Consider the following 19815-nt stretch of genomic DNA (forward strand, 5'->3'; position numbering starts at 1 on the left):
AGTAGCGGCAGTGCAGGGGATCGCGTTCGGCGGCGGTTTCGAGCTTGAGTTGGCTTGCGATTTTCTTGTCGTAGCCGAAAATGCGACCTTTCGCTGCGTGGAAGTTACGACAGCGATGCTGCCGATCGCCGGAGCCTTGCAACGGATCGCTGAGCGCGCTGGTCGGGCTCGCGCATCGCGTCTCGCTATGCTCGGTGAGCCGATTTCCGGACGCGAAGCCGGTGCGCTCGGAATTGCGACGCATGTGGTACCTGAGAACGAGCTTTCAGCGACCGCGTCTGCATTGGCCCGGCAACTCGCGACAGGGCCGACCAGATCGTACGCCGCGACGCGCACGTTGCTTAAGGCGTGGTCGAGCGGCGGGGTCGCGGCCGCGGACCTTGTCATGCTCGACGTCGCGGTGGAACTCTACAACGGCGCCGATGCGCAGCGCGGCTTTGCGAATACGGCAGAGGCCTTCAACAAGGACATTGAACCGCCAACGCTCGTTTTTGAAGGAAAATGAGCCGGCCGCGAAAGTCTGGCGAGCGCTGGCGGTTGTCCAGGATTTCGTTATCGACGGGAGGTATTCGTGCAGCGCGAAAGCCACGTGCATGGCAAAGTGACCGCCTCTGATTACCCGGCAGCCTGTGATACACTCATGAAGAGCCATTCAACACTTCGCGTGGCGTTCGGTTGGGGAGCGACGAAGGCCAAATGCCGAAGAAAACGAGGCTGGCTACCGGGCGCCGAGAGCGCCCGCGCAAGAGAGCCGAACAACAGCGTTCGATCGAGACGCGGGCCGCGATCCTCAATGCCGCCATCGCGGAATTTGCCGAGCGAGGATTCGAAGGAGCGAGCATTCGCGCTATAGCCGATCGGCTCGGCCTGCAGCATCCGCTGATCACCTATCATTATCGCAGCAAGGACATTCTCTGGCGGGCCGCGGCGGAGCATGCCTTCGCACAGATACGGTCCGAGTGGGATATTTTGGCATCCGAAGGATCTGAATTGTCACCGCTGGCGCGGCTGCGCCAGGAGTACACGACTCTTTTCCGGTATACCGTCGCGTTTCCTGAATTTCATCGGTTCATGCGCCAGGAAGCCTCGACGAATAATCCGCGGCTGAAATGGGTGGCGGAAACGGTGCTGGCTCCGCTGCTGGCGCGATTGCTGCCTCAGATCATCGAGGCTCAGAAACGGGGCCTGCTTCCGGCAGTCGATCCCATTCTTTTCCACTATATGATGGTCAGCCTGACCGCCGCGCTTTCGGAATTCGGCCCTGAAATGCAGGTCACGAGCGGATTGTCATCCGGGGACACGAAGGTGGTCGAAGCGTATTGGCGTCTGGTTGACGAGACGGTGTTCGGACGGGAGCCGGAGACCGATCGCGCAAAGGCAAGGACGCGCTGAGGGCCTTTTTGTTCGCCCGACGAGGCAAGCGGGCGAAAAGCTGACTTGAGGCGTACGGCCGCCTGTGGCGCCAATTCCTGCCGCACGCACCCGCAGCAAAAACAGCGAGCCTTTGTGCCGTCGGAACAGCGTGAAGTCGGCAATACACCCGCCGATTGGGGCGTGATAGCCTCCCCCCACATTGCAAGCGGGCATGATCCCATTGGGGGAGGATCAATGTTAGTCGGAATCGGAAGACGGCAATTCATATCCGCACTCGGCGGCGCTGCGTTGGCTTGGCCGCTCGCGGCGCGCGCGCAGCAGTCCAACAAGCTGCCGACCATTGGGGTCCTTCTTGGTGACGCATCGAGTTGGCGTGCATGGACTGCCGCTTTTGTGCAGCGACTGAGTCAGCTTGGCTGGATCGAAGGTCGCACCGTCGCGATCGAATACCGCTGGTCGGATGAACGTCCCGAGCACGTCGCCAAGTTTGCGGCCGAGTTAGTGCAGCAAAAGGTTGACGTCATTCTCACGTACGGAGGTGCGGTCGCCACGTTGAAGCAGGCGACGGCTTCTATCCCGATAGTCTTTGCAGTCGCGACCGATCCTCTTGGCAGTGGCTTGGTCGCAAGCCTGGCGCGGCCGGCCGGCAACGTCACGGGATTGTCGCTTGAGGCGACCGATATTGCCGGCAAGCGGCTCGAACTATTGCGCGAGGCTGTTCCCCGTCTCCACCAATTGGCAATCATGTATGATGCCGGTTATCCCGCGACCGTGCGGGAAATGGGTGAGGTCACGAGCGCGGCCCGCAAGCTCAGCCTCGAAGTCGCGCCACATGGCATCCGGCGAGCGGAGGATATTGCACCCGCCTTCGACGCTCTCAAGTCCCAAGCGGACGCACTTTACGTCGCGGTGGACCATTTCGTTCTCGCCAATATCACCCAAATCGCTGCGCTTGCGCTCAGCGTTCGGTTGCCGACAGTGTTCCCCGAACGCAGTCAGATCCAAGCTGGGGGATTCATGTCCTACGGACCAAGCATTCCGAACCTGTTCCAGCGCGCCGCCGAATATGTCGACAAAATTTTGCGCGGGGCCAAGCCCAGCGACCTTCCGGTCGAGCAGCCGACCAAGTTCGAGTTGGTCATCAATCTCAAGACCGCGAAGGAGCTTGGCCTAACGATCCCGCAGACGCTGCTTGTTGCCGCTGATGAGGTGGTCGAGTAAACCTTTCGCAATGTAATAATATTGTGCAGCACGGCAAATCTGGATCGTCGATGTCCGTTTTGGGTCAAAAAACGGACCTCGTGGGAATGTCCGATTCTGGCGGCGCAAAGCGGACGTTTGGGGCAACGGACGAGGTCCGAGAAGTGCCGAACCCGGAAGTCGGCAAGCTGCAATTCCATGGCCCCCATGGCTCGTAGAACGGAGGGATTCCGATTCAGTCAGGAAGCCCGAGCTTTCGGAGGTTCTCAGCCATGCGGTTCAGGGGGACGGTAGAAAAGACCATCGCTTGTTTGAATTTTGCAACCGTCAGATCTGGATAGCTACGCATCATCTCCGCAAAGGCGCGTTTAGCCTCTTCGATCCGGCCGGCTCCCGACAGAGACGATGCCAGATTGCGATAGATCCAACCCGCGTTCGGCCGTTCCTCGAGGGCACGTCGATAGAACGCCGCGGCCTTGTCGTATTCCTGCGCTACTTCGTGCGCCGAGCCCAGGCCTACATAGTTGTTGAAATTCATTGGATCGATCGGGCTCAGGCGTAGCGCGCGCTCGAAATTCTCGATCGCCTTTTGAGGTTGATCGGCATAGTTCTCGAGCCACCCGAGCCGACTCCATGCCCATGCGGCATTAGAATCGAGTGTCACGGCGCGCTCAAGCAGCACACGCGCGGTTCCATAATTGCGTACAAAGGTATGCACTGCGCCGAGAACTGCCAGAATAACAGGATCGTCGCCACTCATCTCCGCGGCTCGCTCGGCGAGTAATCGAGCCGATGCCTGACTCTTCGCGATGTCGTCCGCCCAATTGTAAACCGAACGCTGGGCGTGGCACCAACCGGCAAGCGAAAGGGCCAGCGGATATTCAGGATCGATCGCAAGAGCCTTTTCAAGAAGTTCCAGCGCTTTGACGCTTTCTTCCTTTTCAAGGGCCCAGACATGGGGCATCGCCCTCATGGTATAATCGTAACTGCCCAGATCTTGTGGTCGCTTCCGTCGTGACCGTTCGATCTCGGCAATGCGGATGGAAGGTTGCAGCGCGCCTGCCACCTGCTCCGTTATTCGATCTTCGAGATCAAAGAAATCGTCGATTCCGCCGTCAAAGCGCGAACTCCAGACGTGTGCACCTCCCTCGGTCTCGATTAGCTGAACGATGATGCGGAGGCGATTGCCGGCTTTCTGAACACTGCCTTCGAGCAAATAGGCAACGCCCAGCTCTTTGCCGATATCACGCGCGTTTGTCGCGCGGCCCTTGTAGGTGAACGCCGAACTACGTGCGATGACGAAAAAAGAGCGGATGCACGAAAGCGCTGCGGTAATCGCTTCGACGATTCCATCCGCGAGGTAGTCTTGTCCCGGCTCGGCCGACATATTGTCAAACGGCAGGACGACAATGGAGGGCTTGTCGGGAAGTGCCAGATCTTGAACTCTTATCGCAGTCGAGCCCGGTCGGATCGCAGAGGCGTCCTCGCCGGCAAGCCGCATGCGCCATGCGCGCATCGGTTCGGCAATATTCTTTAAAGTCTGCTCTCCTATGTCGTCGAAGCCGATATCGATCTTGCCGCGAATTTGTCGGTGCGCATCATCAGAGATGCAGACGCCGCCGGGCACGGCGATTCCTTCAAGGCGCGCCGCGATGTTGACACCGTCGCCGAAAATGTCGTTGTCGTCGATGATGATGTCGCCGACGTGAATGCCGATCCGGAACTCTATCCTGAGTTCCGGCAATACGTCGGCGTTTCGCTGAATCATCGCGCGTTGGATTTCTACCGCACAGCGCGCTGCATCGACAGCACTTGCGAACTCGACCAGCATGCCATCGCCGGTGGTCTTGACAATGCGGCCGCGATGCGCGGTGATTCCGGGATCGACGAGCGTTTTTCGAAACGACTTAAGCTGCGCGAGTGTGTGTTCTTCGTCGCGGCCCATCAGCCGGCTATAGCCGGCGATATCCGCCGCCAGCACGGCCGCCAGTCGCCGTTCCACGCGCTCGCCGGGCAAAAGGCCCCCTCTATTGGTAAAAACTTGCCTGAATCCATCAAAGCACAGGCGGTAGCCCCCGCGCTAGGTACAATGTCCGAGAACGGGTCACTCGTCCCAACGACAGGCCAAACGAGACGGAAGCAAAGCAACGTGCGATAATTCTACTTTGCATCGCCAATTGCCGGAACGGCTGAAGCCGGATAGCTTCGGCGCAATGCCGGGCGTGGCCCGCGATATTTCTTGTCGCAACCGGCGCGACGTTGGAGGAGAGCATGGGGCGGAAATACCAAAGTATTGTCGAAACAATTGGCAATACGCCGGTGGTGCGGATCAATCGTCTGGCGCCAGACGGTGTGAACCTGTTCGTAAAGATCGAAGCCTTCAATCCTCTTGGTTCGGTGAAGGACCGATTGGCTCTCGGGGTCATCGAGGCGGCTGAAAAGTCAGGGGCGCTCAAGCCTGGCCAGACCGTCATAGAAGCGACCAGTGGAAATACCGGGATTGGTCTTGCCATGGTTTGTGCGGCCAAGGGATATCCGCTTGTGATCACCATGGCGGAGCCGTTCAGCGTCGAGCGGCGCAAGCTGATGCGGTTTCTCGGCGCGAAGGTCATTGTCACGCCCGCTGCCGAGCGCGCGGTGGGCATGATCAACAAGACCATCGAGCTTGCCAAGGCGCATGGCTGGTTCATGACCCGCCAGTTCGAGAATGAAGCCAATCCCGATATTCATTCGCGCACCACAGCGCGCGAGATACTCGACGATTTCGCCGGGGAACGATTGGACTATTGGGTTACGGGCTATGGAACCGGCGGAACATTAAAGGGCGTCGGCCGGGTGCTCGCCAAGGAACGCCCCGAAACCAAGATCATCGTATGCGAGCCGCAGGATGCCCAGTTGCTGGCCAGTGGCATCGCGCAGTCGCGAAACCCGGACGGTACGCCGGCGGCAGCGCATCCGACATTCAAACCGCATCCGATGCAGGGCTGGACGCCGGATTTCATTCCCAAGCTTACCGACGATGCGGTGGCAATGAAGCTCATCAATCGCATCCTGCCGATCTCCGGCCCCGACGCCATTCGCTGCAGCAAGGAGCTTGCCACCCAGGAGGGCATCTTTGTCGGCATTACCTCCGGCGCGACCTTTGCTGGCGCACTCAAGGTCGCAGCCGAAGCGGAGAAAGGAGCAAACATTCTCTGCATGCTTCCCGACACCGGCGAGCGCTATTTGAGCACGCCGCTTTTTGCTGACGTATCGGCAGACATGAATGAGGATGAACTTAAAATTTCGCACTCTACGCCCGGTGGACAACTCAAGCCTTGAGCGATCCGCACTGGGAAATCGGACGACTATGTCGGCTATTTCTGCTCGCATGCTTGCGACAAACGCAGCGTTCGAGGCGGTGAAGAATTTCTATTTTAACTCACGCTGCGCAGAGCGCAGGCTTGAGCCCGGCATATGCGACCGATCTGAATTGATGGGTTCATGCCCCGGATCAAATCAGCCCTTGCGCGCGCAACGCCGTTTCGATCTCGCCAAAAATCCGCGCCAGCCGCTCGGCCCACTCCCGCTGCCCGGCCGGTTCCGCAATCAGGTCCTGACGGATTTCGATTCCGGTGTTCATCAGCCCGCGCTTCTCGCCGTGCACCGGAATCGTGTAGTCGGTCTCGTCGCTGACCGCATAGGGCTCGTTGTCGCCGACCACGAGGTTGGGCTCCGCGCGCAACAATTTCAGCAATAGCGATGGCAATCGCGTGTCGCGCTGATAGAGCGTGCCGATGTGCCAGGGCCGCGCCACGCCGGCATAGACGGGCGTAAAGCTGTGCAGCGATATCAGCACGGTGGGCAGTCGATCGCGCAGGCGCGCATCGATCGCCTCGTCGATGCGGCGATGATAGGGATCGAACACTTGCCGCCGCCGCATTTCCGCAGCCTCGCGCGTAATGCCGTCATTGCCGGGAATGATGGTCGCCTCGCTGATGCGCGGGATCGAACTTGCCGCGGCCGGCGGGCGGTTGCAGTCGATCACCAGCCGCGAATAGCGCTGCGCGATCAGGTGCGCGCCGAGATGGCTCGACAGCGCCTCGGCGACGCCTGATATGCCGATATCCCAGGCGATGTGGCGCACAAGCTCGCCCGCCGGCAGCCCGAGATCGCCGAGCCGGCCGGGGATGATTCGGCCGTAATGGTCCGAAGTCAGCAGGAACGGAGAGCGGCCGGCTGCATTGTGTTCCAGAACCGGCGGAACATCGTCGCTATCCACAAGTAATGATGGGTCTCCGGGGCCTTGCAAAACCACTTTTCCTTAACCTTTGCCTGACGAAGCAGCATGCCGATCCAGAAATAGGCAGGGATCGCTATGGATTACCCGCCCCAAAGTCATAATTATTACACCAACGATGCCGCTGCTGACGATTCATCACAAGACCGAATACCGCTACGCGCACCCGGTCGCGTTCGGCGAGCACCGTATCATGCTGCGCCCGCGCGACGGCCATGATTTGCGGGTGCTCGAGGGCAGCCTCGAGATCGAGCCGCAGCCGATGTCGCTGCGCTGGATTCACGACGTGTTCGGCAACTCGGTCGCGATCGCGACCTTCGACGAGCGCGCCGAAACCCTGTCCTTCGTCTCGACCGCGACCATCGAGCACAATCCGGCCGAGGAATTCGCGCTGACCCCGGACGACACGGCCTATTTCTATCCGTTCCTCTACAGCGACGAGGAATTCCCCGACCTGCTGCAATTCATCAACCCGCAATATGGCGATCCCGACGGCGAACTGACGGCATGGGCGCTGGATTTCCTCGACGCGGAAGGACCGACGCCGACTTTCAAGATACTCAGCAATATGACCCACGGCATCCGCGAGGCCTTCAGCTATCGCAAGCGGCATGAGCACGGCACCCAGCATCCGCTCGATACGCTGCAGACGAAATCCGGCAGCTGCCGCGACTACGCGCTGTTCATGATCGAGGCGCTGCGCCGGCTCGGCATCGCCGCGCGTTTCGTGTCGGGCTACATCGCCATTCCCGGCGATCGTGCCCACGGCTATGTCGGCGGCGGCAACACCCATGCCTGGGTGCAGGTCTATCTGCCGAGCGCGGGCTGGATCGAGTTCGATCCCACTAACGGCATCGTCGGCACCCGCGACCTCGTGCGCGTCGCAGTGGCGCGCGATCCCTCCCAGGCGATCCCGCTGCACGGGACGTATCTGGGTTCGGCCGACGCCTTTGTCGGCATGGAGGTCGACATCAAGGTGGTTTCGGCCGGCGCGGGGACAAGGATGGGGGCAAGCGTGGAGGCAGGCGTCTGACCATGCTGATCAAGGTGGGTTTCGACATCACCTACGCCGCGGTGCCGCCGACGCCGATGGTGATCATGCTCTCGATCCATCCCTCGCGCCGCGCCGACATCATGGGCGTTGAGACCATCGCCGCCGAGCCGGATGTCAAAATAGGATTTTACCGCGACAGCTTTGGTAATATCTGCGGCCGGCTGGTGGCGCCCGCCGGCGGCGTCACCCTGCGCGGCCATGCGCTGGTGCGCGATTCCGGCTTGCCCGATACGGTCGCACCTAGCGCGCAGCAGCTGCCGATCGACCAATTGCCCGACGATCTGCTGCTGTATCTGATGGCGAGCCGCTATTGCGAGACCGACAAGCTGACCGACATCGCCTGGTCGCTGTTCGGCAAGACCAGGCCGGGGTGGGCGCGGGTCGCCGCGATCTGCGACTTCGTGCACGACCACGTCACCTTCGGCTACGAGCACGCCCATCACATGAAGTCGGCGCACGACGTCTACGAGCAGCGCACCGGCGTCTGCCGCGATTTCGCGCACCTGGCGCTGACCTTCTGCCGCTGCATGAACATTCCGGCGCGCTACTGCACCGGTTACATGGGCGACATCGGCATTCCGCCCGAGCCGGAGCCGATGGATTTTTCCGGCTGGTTCGAGGCGTATCTCGCCGGCCAGTGGTACACCTTCGACGCCCGCCACGTCATCCCGCGCATCGGCCGCATCCTGATGGGCACCGGCCGCGACGCCGCCGACGTAGCCCTGACCACGAGTTTCGGGCGGATGGATCTGAAAAAATTCGTCGTCATCAGCGATGAAGTGGTGGCGGCGTGAGAAGGTTTCCGTCATTCCGGGGCGATGCGAAGCATCGAACCCGGAATCTCGAGATTCTCCGATGTGCAATTGCACATCGTAGTTCGCCCTTCGGGCGCCCCGGAATGACGGGTGAGTAGCCGCCCATGACCTCCGACCTCCTCTTCGTCTACGGCACGCTGATGCGCGGCTACGCGCATCCGATGGCAAGGATGCTGTCCGCCAACGCCGACTTCGTCGGCGAGGCGCGCTGCCGCGGCCGGCTTTATCTGGTGAAACATTATCCCGGGCTGCTGCTGTCGGATGATCCAACCGACATCGTGTTCGGCGAACTGTTCCGCCTGCGCCAGCCCACGGAGATGCTGCGCGAATTCGACATGTACGAAGCCTGCGGCGAGGGCTTTGCCGAGCCGACCCAATATGTCCGCCGGATGCTCGCCCTCACGCTCGACGGCGGCGCGGCGAGCGAGGCCTGGACCTACATCTACAACTGGCCGGTCGACGCCCTGCCGCGCATCGCCTCGGGCAGGTTTCTGGACAAATAGGCGCCCGGCTGGAGCCGCGAGTCGCGCTCCGCTCCCTCTCCCGCACTTCGCGGGGGAGGGCTGGGGTGGGGCTCTCTCAGCAAGCGCTGACGGTTCGGGGCAATGCACAACAGATTGCACCTCTTGTGCTAGAATACCCTGATGAACCACTCGGATTTCAAGATCGGAATCGAATTCCTGACCGCTGCAGGCCGCTGGCGATGCACGGATGTCGGTACTCGCACCATCGCAGCTATCAGATTGGACCTCGATCACGATCCCTTCTGGTACAGCGGGCCTCCTTATCCCGTGGTGGAACACGTGTTCGACGAGGATGGCATCGAAGGCTGCGATCCGGCGCCGCAGGAGCGAGTCTTCGACGACAGCGGCAAGGCCCGCTTGGTCACCATGCCTCGCATTTCTCGACGGTCCCCGTAACGAGAGAGCCCCCACCCCGACCCTCCCCCGCGAAGGGCGGGAGAGGGAGAAGGCGGCAGCCAGTTTCGCAACAATGTGTCCCTGTGAATAGCCCGGATAAGGCCAACAATCTTCGTATTTCACCTCGCCCACCCTATATCCCTGATCGGTTGGCACCACCGCCCGACTCAAGCGACAATCGGTCCATGCGCTTCACCCCCGAATTCCTCGACGAGCTGCGCGCCCGGCTTCCGGTTTCGGAAGTCGTGGGGCGGCGCGTGAAGCTGAAGAAGTCGGGGCGCGAGTGGAAGGGGCTGTCGCCGTTTCAGCAGGAAAAGACGCCCTCGTTCTTCGTCAACGACCAGAAGCAGGCGTGGTTCGATTTTTCTTCCCACAAGAATGGCAACATTTTCGATTTCGTGATGGAGACCGAGGGCGTCTCGTTTCCCGAGGCGGTGGAGCGGCTGGCGTCGATGGCGGGGGTGCCGCTGCCGGCGGTGACGCCGGACGCCGCGCGCCACGAGCAGCGCCGCAAGACGCTCTACGACGTGATGGAACTGTCGGCAAAATTCTTCGCCGACACGCTCGCCTCGCGCGTTGGTGCGAAAGCGCGCGGCTATCTCGCCGACCGCGCGATTTCGCCCGCGACCCAAGTGCAGTTCCGGATCGGCTATGCGCCCGGCGAACGCTTTGCGCTGAAGGAACATCTGGGCGCGCAGGGCATTCCGGTCGAGGACATGGTGGAAGCCGGACTCCTGGTCCACGGCGACGACATCCCGGTGCCCTATGACCGCTTCCGCGATCGCGTGATGTTTCCGATCACCGATGTCCGCGGCCGCGTCATCGCCTTCGGCGGCCGCGCGCTGGAAAAAGACGTCGCCGCGAAATATCTGAACTCGCCGGAAACGCCGTTGTTTCACAAGGGCGACAATCTCTACAACCTCAGCGCCGCGCGGCAGGCGGCGCATAACGGCAGCCCGCTGGTGGTGGTGGAAGGCTATGTCGACGTCATCGCCATGGTCGGTGCGGGATTTGCGGCCAGCGTCGCGCCGCTCGGCACCGCGCTGACCGAAAATCAACTGACGCTGCTATGGAAGATGGCGGACGAACCGATCCTCTGCTTCGACGGCGATAATGCCGGGCAGAAGGCGGCCTGGCGCGCCGCCGATCTCGCGCTGCCGCTGCTCAAGCCGGGCAAGAGCCTTCGCTTCGCGCTGCTGCCCGAGGGGCAGGATCCCGACGATCTCGCGCGAAGCGGCGGTCGTCTCGCGATCGAGGAAGTGATGTCAGCCGCGCGGGGATTAGCCGACGTGATCTGGTCGCGCGAAATCGAAGGCGGCACGTTTGCGACCCCCGAGCGCCGCGCGGCGCTGGAGGCCCGGATCGGCGAATTGTCCAACGGCATCCGCGACGACGTGGTGCGGCGCTATTACCGGCAGGATCTCGGCGAGCGGCTGCGGCAAAGTTTTGCGCCGGAAATTTCGCGAGGCGGCTACGCCAAGGGCAATTATCGCGCCGGAGCAGGAAACTACGGCGGCGAATCAGGCCGGCGTTTTGCCCCGCGATCGTTCACCCCGGGCGCGGCCGGCCGGATGGAGTCCCGCAGCCGGGGGCAAACCTCGCCCGGCAGCCAGACCATCAACCGCGGGCCCTACCAGGCGGCGAGCGCCCAGCTCGCGCTGAGCCCGATCATGCGCGGCCAGCGCAGCACGCTGTCTCGCCGCGAGGCGCTGATCCTGCAGACCCTGATCAACCACCCCTGGCTGCTGCACGACCATTTGGAAGAGGTGGCGGCGCTGGAAATGGCCCATCCCGAGGCCAACAAGCTGCGCGCCGGCATCATCGCGGCCTTCGCCGGCGATCACCACCAGTCGGGCGAACCCACCGAGCAGGCCGAGAAGATGCGCGCCGACCTCGAAGCACGCGGATTATCCCAGATTCTTCAAAGGGTTGAGCGGGCGATCACGACGGGGGCGGTGTGGGGCGTCAAGCCCGAAGCGGCGCGCGAGGATGTTCTTTCGACATGGCATCAACTGGTTGCCTTGCATCGCCAGTGGCACTCCTTACTTAGGGAATTGAAGGATGCCGAAGCGGCGCTTGGAGATGAGGCCAGCGAGGCGAACATGGCGTGGCTGCGGGACGTCAAGGCCCGGATGGCGGAAGTCGACGGCACCGAGGCCCTGATCGAGGGTTTTGGCGAGTCCTCGGGCCGGTTCCAGCGTAGCGTCTGATTAAAAAATGCTGCGGAAGGCGGCCGCGGGAACCGCGAAAAGACTCGCCAAATCCATGGTTTGGCGGCAGAAACAGGGTTAAGCGAAGCTTAATAGCCCGCGGGCTAAGAGAGCTTGAACAATCGGACGAGCAGATTCGGGGTGGCGAGGTTTGCGCCGCCCTTTCCGCGTCAGTAGTTATCCAGGAGTTTCGGGCGGGCGTGGCGACGCTATCCGCTTGAAGCGCGTGTTGGGAGCAATGAATGGCCAGCAAGGCAAAGACGCTGCAGGTTAAGGACAAGGAAAAGGACGACAAGGCAGCCGATGCGCCTGAGAAGGATTCTCCGGACGCGCCCTCGCCGTTGCTCGACCTGTCCGATGCCGCCGTCAAGAAGATGATCAAGCAGGCCAAGAAGCGCGGCTTCGTGACCTTCGATCAGCTCAACGAAGTGCTGCCGTCGGACACCACCTCGCCCGAGCAGATCGAGGACATCATGTCGATGCTCTCGGACATGGGCATCAACGTCTCCGAAGCCGAGGACGCCGACAGCGAGGAAGAGACCAAGGAAGAGGCCGAGGACGAGACCGACAACGAACTGGTCGAGGTCACCCAGAAGGCCGTCACCGAGGTCAAGAAATCCGAGCCCGGCGAGCGCACCGACGATCCCGTGCGCATGTATCTGCGCGAGATGGGCACGGTCGAACTGCTGTCGCGCGAGGGCGAAATCGCCATTGCCAAGCGCATCGAGGCCGGCCGCGAGGCGATGATCGCGGGCCTGTGCGAAAGCCCGCTGACCTTCCAGGCCATCATCATCTGGCGCGATGAGTTGAACGAGGGAAAAATCTTCCTGCGCGACATCATCGATCTGGAAGCGACCTATGCCGGCCCCGACGCCAAGAACAACATGAACCCGCTGCTGGCCGCGCCGCTCGGCCCCGACGGCCAGCCGCTCGTGGCTGCCAACGGCAATGGCGCCGCCGAGACCGCGATGCCGGCTGCCGCAGCACCCCCGGCCGCGCCGCCGTCGCCGACGCCGTTCCGCGCAGCTCCCGCCGGCGCCGAGCCCGAAGCCGAGAAGGATCCGTCCGAGGCGGCGGCCGATTCCGACCTCGACGACGACGAGTTCGAAAACCAGATGTCGCTTGCCGCCATCGAGGCCGAGCTGAAGCCGAAGGTGGTGGAGACCTTCGACAAGATCGCCGACAACTACAAGAAGCTGCGCCGCCTGCAGGAACAGGACATTTCCAACCAGCTGCAGAACGAGACGCTGTCGCCGGCGCAGGAGCGCAAATACAAGAAGCTGAAGGACGAGATCATCGTCGAGGTGAAGTCGCTGCGGCTGAACCAGGCGCGCATCGATTCACTGGTCGAGCAGCTCTACGACATCAACAAGAAGCTGGTCTCGTTCGAGGGCCGTCTGCTGCGGCTCGGCGACAGCCACGGCGTCGCCCGCGAGGATTTCCTGCGCAACTATCAGGGCTCGGAGCTCGATCCGCGCTGGCTCAATCGTGTCTCGAAACTCTCCGCCAAGGGCTGGAAGAATTTCGTCCATCACGAAAAGGACCGCATCAAGGAGCTGCGCCACGAAATCCAGTCGCTGGCCGCGCTCACGGGCCTCGAGATCGGCGAATTCCGCAAGATCGTGCACGGCGTGCAGAAGGGCGAGCGCGAGGCGCGCCAGGCCAAGAAGGAAATGGTCGAGGCCAATCTGCGTCTCGTGATCTCGATCGCGAAGAAATACACCAACCGCGGCCTGCAGTTCCTCGACCTGATCCAGGAAGGCAACATCGGCCTGATGAAGGCGGTCGACAAGTTCGAATACCGCCGCGGCTACAAGTTCTCGACCTATGCGACCTGGTGGATCCGGCAGGCGATCACCCGCTCGATCGCCGACCAGGCCCGCACCATCCGCATTCCCGTGCACATGATCGAGACCATCAACAAGATCGTGCGCACGAGCCGGCAGATGCTGAACGAAATCGGCCGCGAACCGACGCCGGAAGAACTCGCCGAAAAGCTCGGCATGCCGCTCGAGAAGGTGCGCAAGGTCCTGAAGATAGCGAAGGAACCGCTCTCGCTGGAGACTCCGGTGGGCGACGAGGAAGATTCCCATCTCGGCGATTTCATCGAGGACAAGAACGCGATCCTCCCCATTGATGCTGCGATCCAGAGCAATCTCCGCGAAACCACCACGCGGGTTCTGGCCTCGCTGACGCCCCGCGAGGAACGCGTGCTCCGCATGCGCTTCGGCATCGGCATGAACACCGACCACACCCTGGAAGAAGTCGGCCAGCAATTCTCGGTGACCAGAGAGCGCATCCGCCAGATCGAGGCGAAGGCGCTGCGGAAGCTGAAGCATCCGAGCAGAAGCCGCAAACTCCGCTCGTTCCTCGACAACTGATTTGAAAAGTTACTGCCGGGATTTTGCAAATCCAACACCATGAGCGGCGGGCCAAAAGCCCGCCGTTCATGGTGTTGTCCTCGTTTGAGTTTTGCTGAGAGGTCACTCCATTCGTACGCGAATATTTCGCAGTCATGTAAGGTAAGCGCATGCGCGTATTACTAATCGAAGATGATCCGAAAACGTCGCAGGAAATTGAGCGTTTTCTCAAGACCGAGAATCACAGCGTCAACACTGCCGACCTTGGCAAGGGAGGCCTAGATCTCGCAACACGCTACCAATACGATATCATCCTCCTCGATCTTGAACTTCCTGATATGTCGGGCCACGAGGTTCTACGCGCCCTACGTGTCGCTAAAATCAATACTCCGATTCTTATTGTCTCGGGTAATCCGGATATCGAAAATAAGATCAAGGGTCTTTCGTTAGGAGCCGATGATTACTTGACGAAGCCGTTCCATCCGAGCGAACTAGTTGCGCGTATTGAGGCAATCACACGCCGCTTCAAGGGTTCTGATGCAGAGCGGAGAGCGGTTCCCGCTACGGACTTCATCGTAGCGTATCTTGGGGGGTTAGCGGGTCCTGCCTCGACCGCAGAGATAAGAAACGCCCTAAGAGAGAATAAAATCCCGATCAAGAACGCCAGCTTGAACTGGGCGCTTACGAACCTTAATTCTTCGAGGCGCATCCGCCGTGTGGCTCGTGGAAGGTACGAAAAAGGGCAGGCACCACGCTCGATATCATCCCCACTCGAAGAAGCCCTTGCGGGCTATCGTGAAGCCATTAATCGGGCGCCCAATGACATCGTTGCTCGAAATGGTCTTGCGAGCGTATTGCTTGAAATGGGTCGCGTTGATGAAGCGCTCGCGGCGTACGAAGAGATAAACAGGCGATTTCCGGCTGATGTTGTTGGTTACATGGGCCGTGCGGAAACGCTGCGTGCCAAAGGGCAGCTAAATGATGCCGTCGCGGCCTATCAATCGATCGTTGAACAATTTCCTAACCAAGTCGTGGCTTACAACGGTCTCGCTCAAACCTTTATTGAGTTAGGTCAGCCAGATGAAGCCTTGAGACAGTTTGAGGCCACGATCATTCGATTTCCGGCTGACAATGTCGCCAGGAACGGTCGTGCGGAACTCTTGCGCCAACTGGGGCGGCTTGATGTTGCAAAGCCCCCTCCTTCGGCGGAGGCGATTCCCGGACCTGAACGAAGGGCGGTACAGTTTGGAGGAAGGATAGACGGTCCAATTGACTTAGCTGCGGTATCATCTCCGGGCGACCATCTGGAAATCGATTCAGGTCGTCGTGAGGACTATATCGAAATTCGAGAAAAAGCTGCTGTCCTCAATTCATTTGGTACGAATCGACTGGCTAACCTTCATGCGCCTGTCAGCCGCTTCTTGAAGCTTCCGGAGGATATTGCTCAAGTTCGTGCAAGAATCTTTTGGTCTCGCACTAATTCGCTACGCATAGCACTAGAGGGGCACGAGCAAGCGCGTACGACGTCATCGGAACCGGACGAGCGTAAGCTTGAGGCTTCGGTCGCAGGCGCCCTCAAAGATTTAGTCGAGACGATAAATGTTTTTGTTGTAGGCGATCCGTCGTTAATGGATTTAGACGCCGCAAGGCCGGGTCCTCAAGAAATTGCTGAAGCGAGGGATGAGGTGCAGACACTCGCACCGATGTTAAACGAGGCAGTGACTAATGAGGAAATAGCTACAGAGCAAGCCCGAGAGGTGCTCGGCGAGCAAGTGAACAACGCGCACAATCCCGCGGAAAGCCTCCACGAAAGACAGGCTTCGGACTTTAGTCAGAAGACTATTCGCAATTTTGTGGGTGAGCTCTTGCGGCGCGCCTACGCACCTGTGCGGGCACTGGCAAAGTCGGAGACCGCGTTCGCCTGGAAGGGTGTTCGGGAAGGAGCATATCGCGCCGTTGGTGCTGGATTGCTCACTGGCGCAGTGACGGAGCTAACAGGAGTAACCAATTTCCACGAATCTCTTATGCGGTTTGTTGCTCGCCACGCGGAAACGCTTGCCATCTATGTTATGAAAGCATTTCAAAATCCCACACTAATCGAAATTATCAACTGGATCGCGCGATTGGCATCATGATCATCTTCCTGCCAACGGCGCCCGGCTTGTGAAGCAGTAGGCACTGGCGCATCGCGGCGAACTGGAGGATAATTGACGGCGGGCGCGTACGCGTACGCCGCTCGTCAAAATTGCGGGTATCGACGATGATTAAGGTCGCAAAGATCAAATATCTCGGTGGGCATCGCCTGCGCGCGACGTTCAGCGATGGTATGGCCGGAGAATATGACTTCTCCGGCATCGTCAGCGAGGGCGGCCCAACGGCCGAGCCGCTGCGCGATCCGGCTTTCTTCGCGCGCGTCTTTCTTGAAGATGGTGCGCCAACCTGGCCGAACGGTTTTGACGCCGCGCCCGGTTGGCTGCGCAGTGAGATCGAGGCGGCCGGAACGTTGTCGCGCGAGGCTGCGGCTTGGCCGCGAACGCTCACAAGTCAGGGAACTACTTCCGTATGATCAAGAGCAAACAGCTTTCGGCGAGCGCCTTCCTCACCTTGGCGATCCTTGTGTGTTCAAGCCCCCACGCCCACGCCGCCCAATGCGGCAACGGGCCCGCCGGCTTCGAAACCTGGAAGCAGGAATTCGCCGGCGAAGCCCGCGCCAAGGGCGTCGGTGCCTCGGCCATCTCGGCCCTGATGGCGACGAACTACGCGCAAGCCACCATCAATGCCGATCGCAGCCTGCACAGTTTCAAGCTCTCGCTCGACCAGTTCATGGTCAAGCGAGGCTCGGCTGCGATCGTGGCGCGCGGCCGCGGCATGAAGCAGAGGAACGCAGCGCTGTTCGCTTCGATCGAGCAGCGCTACGGCGTGCCGGCAGGGCCGCTGATTGCGATCTGGGGCATGGAGAGCGCCTTTGGCAGCCAGCGCGGCAACCAGAACATGCTCTCCTCGATCGCAACATTGGCCTACGATTGCCGGCGACCGGAATATTTCACGGACCAGCTTTACGCCGCGCTGAAGCTGGTCGATCGCGGCACGCTGTCCGCAGGCCAGCGGGGCTCGATGCATGGCGAGATCGGCCAGACGCAGTTTTTGCCCAAGACCATGCTGGAATATGGCGTCGGCAACCTCGAAAGCGCTTCCGGCGCGCTGAACTCGACCGCGAATTTCCTGAAAGCCCATGGCTGGAAGGCGGGCGCCGGCTATCAGCCGGGTGAATCGAATTTCGCCGCGATCGAGGCCTGGAATGCGGCCCAGGTCTATCAGAAGGCGATCGCGCTGATGGGCCGCCAGATCGACGGCGGGGAGTGAGGGATAACTGTGATCCTCGTGGTGAGGAGGCGCAAAGCGCCGTCTCGAACCATGAGGCCGTCGTGGCCATCCTTCGAGACGCCGCTTCGCGGCTCCTCAGGATGAGGCCGGTTCAGCTTTGCCAAAGGATTCCCATGCACCGACTTCGCCTGTTCATTTGCCTGTTTGCCTTCATTGCATCCGCCCCCGCTTTTGCCGCCCGCTGCGGCGGTGACTTCAACACCTTCGTGCAGAACGTGTCGGCGGAAGCAGCATCGGCCGGTATCTCGCAGGCCACGATCGCGCAGGCGCTGGGCGGCGTGCAGCAGGATTTTGGCGTGCTGGCTTTCGACCGCCGCCAACGCGGCACCTTCACCAAAACCTTCGAGCAATATGTATCGACCCGTGTCGGCAGCGGCCGCATCAATGGCGGGCGCGCGATGCTGCGCCGCTACGCGGATCTTCTGTCGAGCATCGAGGCCAAATACGGCGTGCCGCGGCAAATTCTGGTTGCGATCTGGGGTCTGGAAAGCGATTTCGGCAAGGGAGATATGGGCAAACTGCCGGTGTTTCGCGTGCTCGCGACGATGGCGCATGATTGCCGCCGCACCGAGCTGTTCCAGGGTGAACTGTTAGCGGCGCTGCAAATCCTGCAGCGCGGCGACCTGCCGTTGCGCGAGATGATCGGCGCCTATGCCGGCGAGATCGGGCAGACGCAATTCCTGCCGTCGTCCTACGTCAAATACGGCGTCGACTTCGACGGCGACGGACGCGTCGATCTGCGCCACAGCGTCGCCGACGTGCTCGCCTCCACCGCCAATCTCTTGCACACCAACGGCTTCAAGATGGGCGCGCCCTACGGCGAGGGATCGGCGAATTTCGAGGCGATGCGCGAGTGGAATCACGCCGTGATCTACCGCAAGACCATCGCCTATTTCGCCGATCAGCTCGTGGGGCGGTGACGTTTCCAGGCCATCCTTCGAGACGCGGCCCGACGGCCGCTCCTCAGGATGAGGTCCAGCGAGCGACAGACCCTCATGGTGAGGAGGCGCGAAGCGACGTCTCGAACCATGAGGCCCAGCCGAACTGAACTACTTACCCCGCTTCGACGCCTTCTCGATCCGCTTCGCCATCACGTTCCAGTAGGTGGCGGGGCGGAAGCGCTGCAGGAGGTCCATGAAGCGGGCGTCGCTGCCGATCAGGATGCGCGGCTCGTTCTTCTCGATGCCCTTGATGATGCGAAGCGCCGCATCCTTTGCCGACGTCTGGGCGATGGCGTCGAACCGCTCGATCGACTGCACCCGCCGCTCGTTGTCGGTGACGCCGCTGCCGGCGCGCGAATTGCGCACGATGTTGGTCTTGATGCCGCCGGGATGCACGACCGAAAGGCGGATCGGGCTTTTCGCCATCTGCAACTCGTGGCGGAGCGCTTCCGAAAAACCGCGGACGGCGAATTTCGCCGCTGAATAGGCGGTTTGTCCGGGCGGGGCGACGATGCCGAAAATCGAGGAGAGGTTGACGATATGCGAGGCCGGCTGGCTGGCGAGATGCGGCAGAAAGGCGCGCGTCGCATGCACCGCGCCCCAGAAATTGATATTGAACAGCCACTCCATCTGCGCCTGGTCGATCTCGTGAAACTGACCGAGCAGCGCGACGCCGGCATTGTTGATGACGATGTTCAGCGCCGGGTGCGTGGCGATCGCCTCGCGCGCAAAGGCGGTGACCGCCTCGCTATCGCCGATGTCGAGGCGGTGAAGGCTGACTTTTCGCGTGGCGCCCGTTCGTGTGGTACTGGTGGCGATTTCGGCTGCGGCCGATTGCAGGCCGGCCTCGTCGCGATCGGCGAGTGCGAGATCGGCCCCGCGCGCGGCAAGCTCGATCGCCAGCGCCCGGCCGATGCCGCTGGCAGCACCCGTGACGGCCACGGCAGCTCCTAGAATCGCGGTCATCTGATAGTCCTTTGACGTGAGGGGCTTTCACAGAAAGCGGATCGCAAAGGCAGGATCAAGCCAAGAATCAAAAAGGCGAGAATCAAAAAGGCGAGCCTTGGGCCCGCCTTGTCATCATCACTCGAACTGATGCCCGGGCAGAGCGAGGCTCCACCCGGGCTTTTTCGAAGCTACTTCTTCTTCGACTTCTTGGCCTTTTTCGCCTTCTTTGCCTTCTTCGCTTTCTTAGCCATAGCATCCTCATTTGAGTTAATGGATTGAAACGCGACACGAGGCATGCTCGGCGGAGGGCCAGCCTCGCAATATCCTCGA

17 protein-coding genes and 1 pseudogene are annotated in these 19815 nt (G+C 61.1%); 15 read left to right on the top strand and 3 right to left on the bottom strand.

Annotated features, from left to right (window positions below):
- The 3 genes from VK804_RS26635 to VK804_RS26645 form a co-directional block, all read left to right on the top strand.
- On the top strand, positions 1 to 505 hold a 505-nt coding region (locus tag VK804_RS26635; RefSeq protein WP_325375789.1), incomplete at its 5' end, for an enoyl-CoA hydratase/isomerase family protein.
- A gap of 191 nt (positions 506 to 696) precedes the next feature.
- Complete coding sequence (locus VK804_RS26640; protein WP_325375791.1) at positions 697 to 1392, top strand: TetR/AcrR family transcriptional regulator; 696 nt, start codon at positions 697 to 699, stop codon at positions 1390 to 1392.
- Positions 1393 to 1608: 216 nt separating this feature from the next.
- The gene (locus tag VK804_RS26645; protein WP_325375793.1) at positions 1609 to 2595 is read left to right on the top strand and encodes an ABC transporter substrate-binding protein; all 987 of its coding nucleotides are present in this window, start codon (positions 1609 to 1611) and stop codon (positions 2593 to 2595) included.
- A 214-nt stretch (positions 2596 to 2809) separates the two neighbouring features.
- Here VK804_RS26645 and VK804_RS26650 read toward each other — a convergent pair whose 3' ends face one another.
- Positions 2810 to 4576, bottom strand: a complete 1767-nt coding sequence (locus tag VK804_RS26650; protein ID WP_325375795.1) for an adenylate/guanylate cyclase domain-containing protein — start codon at positions 4574 to 4576, stop codon at positions 2810 to 2812.
- Positions 4577 to 4845: 269 nt separating this feature from the next.
- Here VK804_RS26650 and cysK point away from each other — a divergent pair, with 269 nt between their 5' ends.
- Entirely contained in the window at positions 4846 to 5895 is a 1050-nt protein-coding gene (gene cysK / locus VK804_RS26655; protein WP_325375796.1) for a cysteine synthase A, read from the top strand.
- Between the two features lie 172 nt (positions 5896 to 6067).
- On the opposite strand, the gene VK804_RS26660 is transcribed toward cysK, so the two are convergent.
- A complete protein-coding gene (locus VK804_RS26660) occupies positions 6068 to 6835 on the bottom strand; it encodes an N-formylglutamate amidohydrolase (protein ID WP_414642851.1) in 768 nt (255 codons plus the stop codon).
- Between the two features lie 136 nt (positions 6836 to 6971).
- Between VK804_RS26660 and VK804_RS26665 the strand changes: the two genes are divergently transcribed.
- The 11 genes and pseudogenes from VK804_RS26665 (at position 6972) to VK804_RS26715 (ending at position 18516) form a co-directional block, all read left to right on the top strand.
- Positions 6972 to 7886, top strand: a complete 915-nt coding sequence (locus VK804_RS26665) for a transglutaminase family protein (protein ID WP_325375800.1) — start codon at positions 6972 to 6974, stop codon at positions 7884 to 7886.
- A gap of 2 nt (positions 7887 to 7888) precedes the next feature.
- Positions 7889 to 8701 (top strand): transglutaminase family protein, encoded by an 813-nt coding sequence (locus tag VK804_RS26670; RefSeq protein WP_325375802.1) that lies wholly within the window; start codon positions 7889 to 7891, stop codon positions 8699 to 8701.
- Positions 8702 to 8826: 125 nt separating this feature from the next.
- Positions 8827 to 9225 carry a gamma-glutamylcyclotransferase family protein gene (locus tag VK804_RS26675; protein ID WP_325375804.1) on the top strand — a complete coding sequence of 133 codons (399 nt, stop codon included), beginning with the start codon at positions 8827 to 8829 and terminating at the stop codon, positions 9223 to 9225.
- Positions 9226 to 9366: 141 nt separating this feature from the next.
- The gene (locus VK804_RS26680) at positions 9367 to 9642 is read left to right on the top strand and encodes a hypothetical protein (RefSeq protein ID WP_325375806.1); all 276 of its coding nucleotides are present in this window, start codon (positions 9367 to 9369) and stop codon (positions 9640 to 9642) included.
- A 185-nt stretch (positions 9643 to 9827) separates the two neighbouring features.
- On the top strand, positions 9828 to 11852 hold the full coding sequence (gene dnaG, locus VK804_RS26685; RefSeq protein ID WP_325375808.1) for a DNA primase: 2025 nt from the start codon (positions 9828 to 9830) through the stop codon (positions 11850 to 11852).
- A 242-nt stretch (positions 11853 to 12094) separates the two neighbouring features.
- Positions 12095 to 14233, top strand: coding sequence for an RNA polymerase sigma factor RpoD (gene rpoD, locus VK804_RS26690; RefSeq protein WP_325375810.1), 2139 nt, complete (start codon positions 12095 to 12097; stop codon positions 14231 to 14233).
- 149 nt (positions 14234 to 14382) lie between these two features.
- Positions 14383 to 14745, top strand: a pseudogene (locus VK804_RS26695) (response regulator); the annotation flags it as partial.
- Between the two features lie 183 nt (positions 14746 to 14928).
- A complete protein-coding gene (locus VK804_RS26700) occupies positions 14929 to 16347 on the top strand; it encodes a tetratricopeptide repeat protein (RefSeq protein ID WP_325375820.1) in 1419 nt (472 codons plus the stop codon).
- Between the two features lie 125 nt (positions 16348 to 16472).
- Positions 16473 to 16778 (top strand): DUF2442 domain-containing protein, encoded by a 306-nt coding sequence (locus VK804_RS26705; protein ID WP_325375812.1) that lies wholly within the window; start codon positions 16473 to 16475, stop codon positions 16776 to 16778.
- Complete coding sequence (locus tag VK804_RS26710; RefSeq protein ID WP_325375814.1) at positions 16775 to 17575, top strand: lytic murein transglycosylase; 801 nt, start codon at positions 16775 to 16777, stop codon at positions 17573 to 17575. Before VK804_RS26705 ends, VK804_RS26710 begins: the two co-directional genes overlap by 4 nt.
- A 134-nt stretch (positions 17576 to 17709) precedes the next feature.
- A complete protein-coding gene (locus VK804_RS26715) occupies positions 17710 to 18516 on the top strand; it encodes a lytic murein transglycosylase (RefSeq protein WP_325375816.1) in 807 nt (268 codons plus the stop codon).
- A 129-nt stretch (positions 18517 to 18645) separates the two neighbouring features.
- On the opposite strand, the gene VK804_RS26720 is transcribed toward VK804_RS26715, so the two are convergent.
- Complete coding sequence (locus VK804_RS26720) at positions 18646 to 19503, bottom strand: SDR family NAD(P)-dependent oxidoreductase (protein WP_325375818.1); 858 nt, start codon at positions 19501 to 19503, stop codon at positions 18646 to 18648.
- Between the last annotated feature and the right edge of the window lie 312 nt (positions 19504 to 19815).

Source organism: Bradyrhizobium sp. (genome assembly GCF_035484855.1).
In the GTDB taxonomy this organism is placed as follows: domain Bacteria; phylum Pseudomonadota; class Alphaproteobacteria; order Rhizobiales; family Xanthobacteraceae; genus Bradyrhizobium.

Excerpts from the sequence above, each read along its gene's own strand:
- VK804_RS26645 (WP_325375793.1), top strand. The coding sequence starts at position 1,609 with ATGTTAGTCGGAATCGGAAGACGGCAATTCATATCCGCACTCGGCGGC.
- VK804_RS26710 (WP_325375814.1), top strand. The coding sequence starts at position 16,775 with ATGATCAAGAGCAAACAGCTTTCGGCGAGCGCCTTCCTCACCTTGGCG.
- rpoD (WP_325375810.1), top strand. The coding sequence starts at position 12,095 with ATGGCCAGCAAGGCAAAGACGCTGCAGGTTAAGGACAAGGAAAAGGAC.
- VK804_RS26640 (WP_325375791.1), top strand. The coding sequence starts at position 697 with ATGCCGAAGAAAACGAGGCTGGCTACCGGGCGCCGAGAGCGCCCGCGC.
- VK804_RS26670 (WP_325375802.1), top strand. The coding sequence starts at position 7,889 with ATGCTGATCAAGGTGGGTTTCGACATCACCTACGCCGCGGTGCCGCCG.
- dnaG (WP_325375808.1), top strand. The coding sequence starts at position 9,828 with ATGCGCTTCACCCCCGAATTCCTCGACGAGCTGCGCGCCCGGCTTCCG.
- VK804_RS26680 (WP_325375806.1), top strand. The coding sequence starts at position 9,367 with ATGAACCACTCGGATTTCAAGATCGGAATCGAATTCCTGACCGCTGCA.
- VK804_RS26715 (WP_325375816.1), top strand. The coding sequence starts at position 17,710 with ATGCACCGACTTCGCCTGTTCATTTGCCTGTTTGCCTTCATTGCATCC.
- cysK (WP_325375796.1), top strand. The coding sequence starts at position 4,846 with ATGGGGCGGAAATACCAAAGTATTGTCGAAACAATTGGCAATACGCCG.
- VK804_RS26720 (WP_325375818.1), bottom strand. The coding sequence starts at position 19,503 with ATGACCGCGATTCTAGGAGCTGCCGTGGCCGTCACGGGTGCTGCCAGC.
- VK804_RS26675 (WP_325375804.1), top strand. The coding sequence starts at position 8,827 with ATGACCTCCGACCTCCTCTTCGTCTACGGCACGCTGATGCGCGGCTAC.
- VK804_RS26705 (WP_325375812.1), top strand. The coding sequence starts at position 16,473 with ATGATTAAGGTCGCAAAGATCAAATATCTCGGTGGGCATCGCCTGCGC.
- VK804_RS26665 (WP_325375800.1), top strand. The coding sequence starts at position 6,972 with ATGCCGCTGCTGACGATTCATCACAAGACCGAATACCGCTACGCGCAC.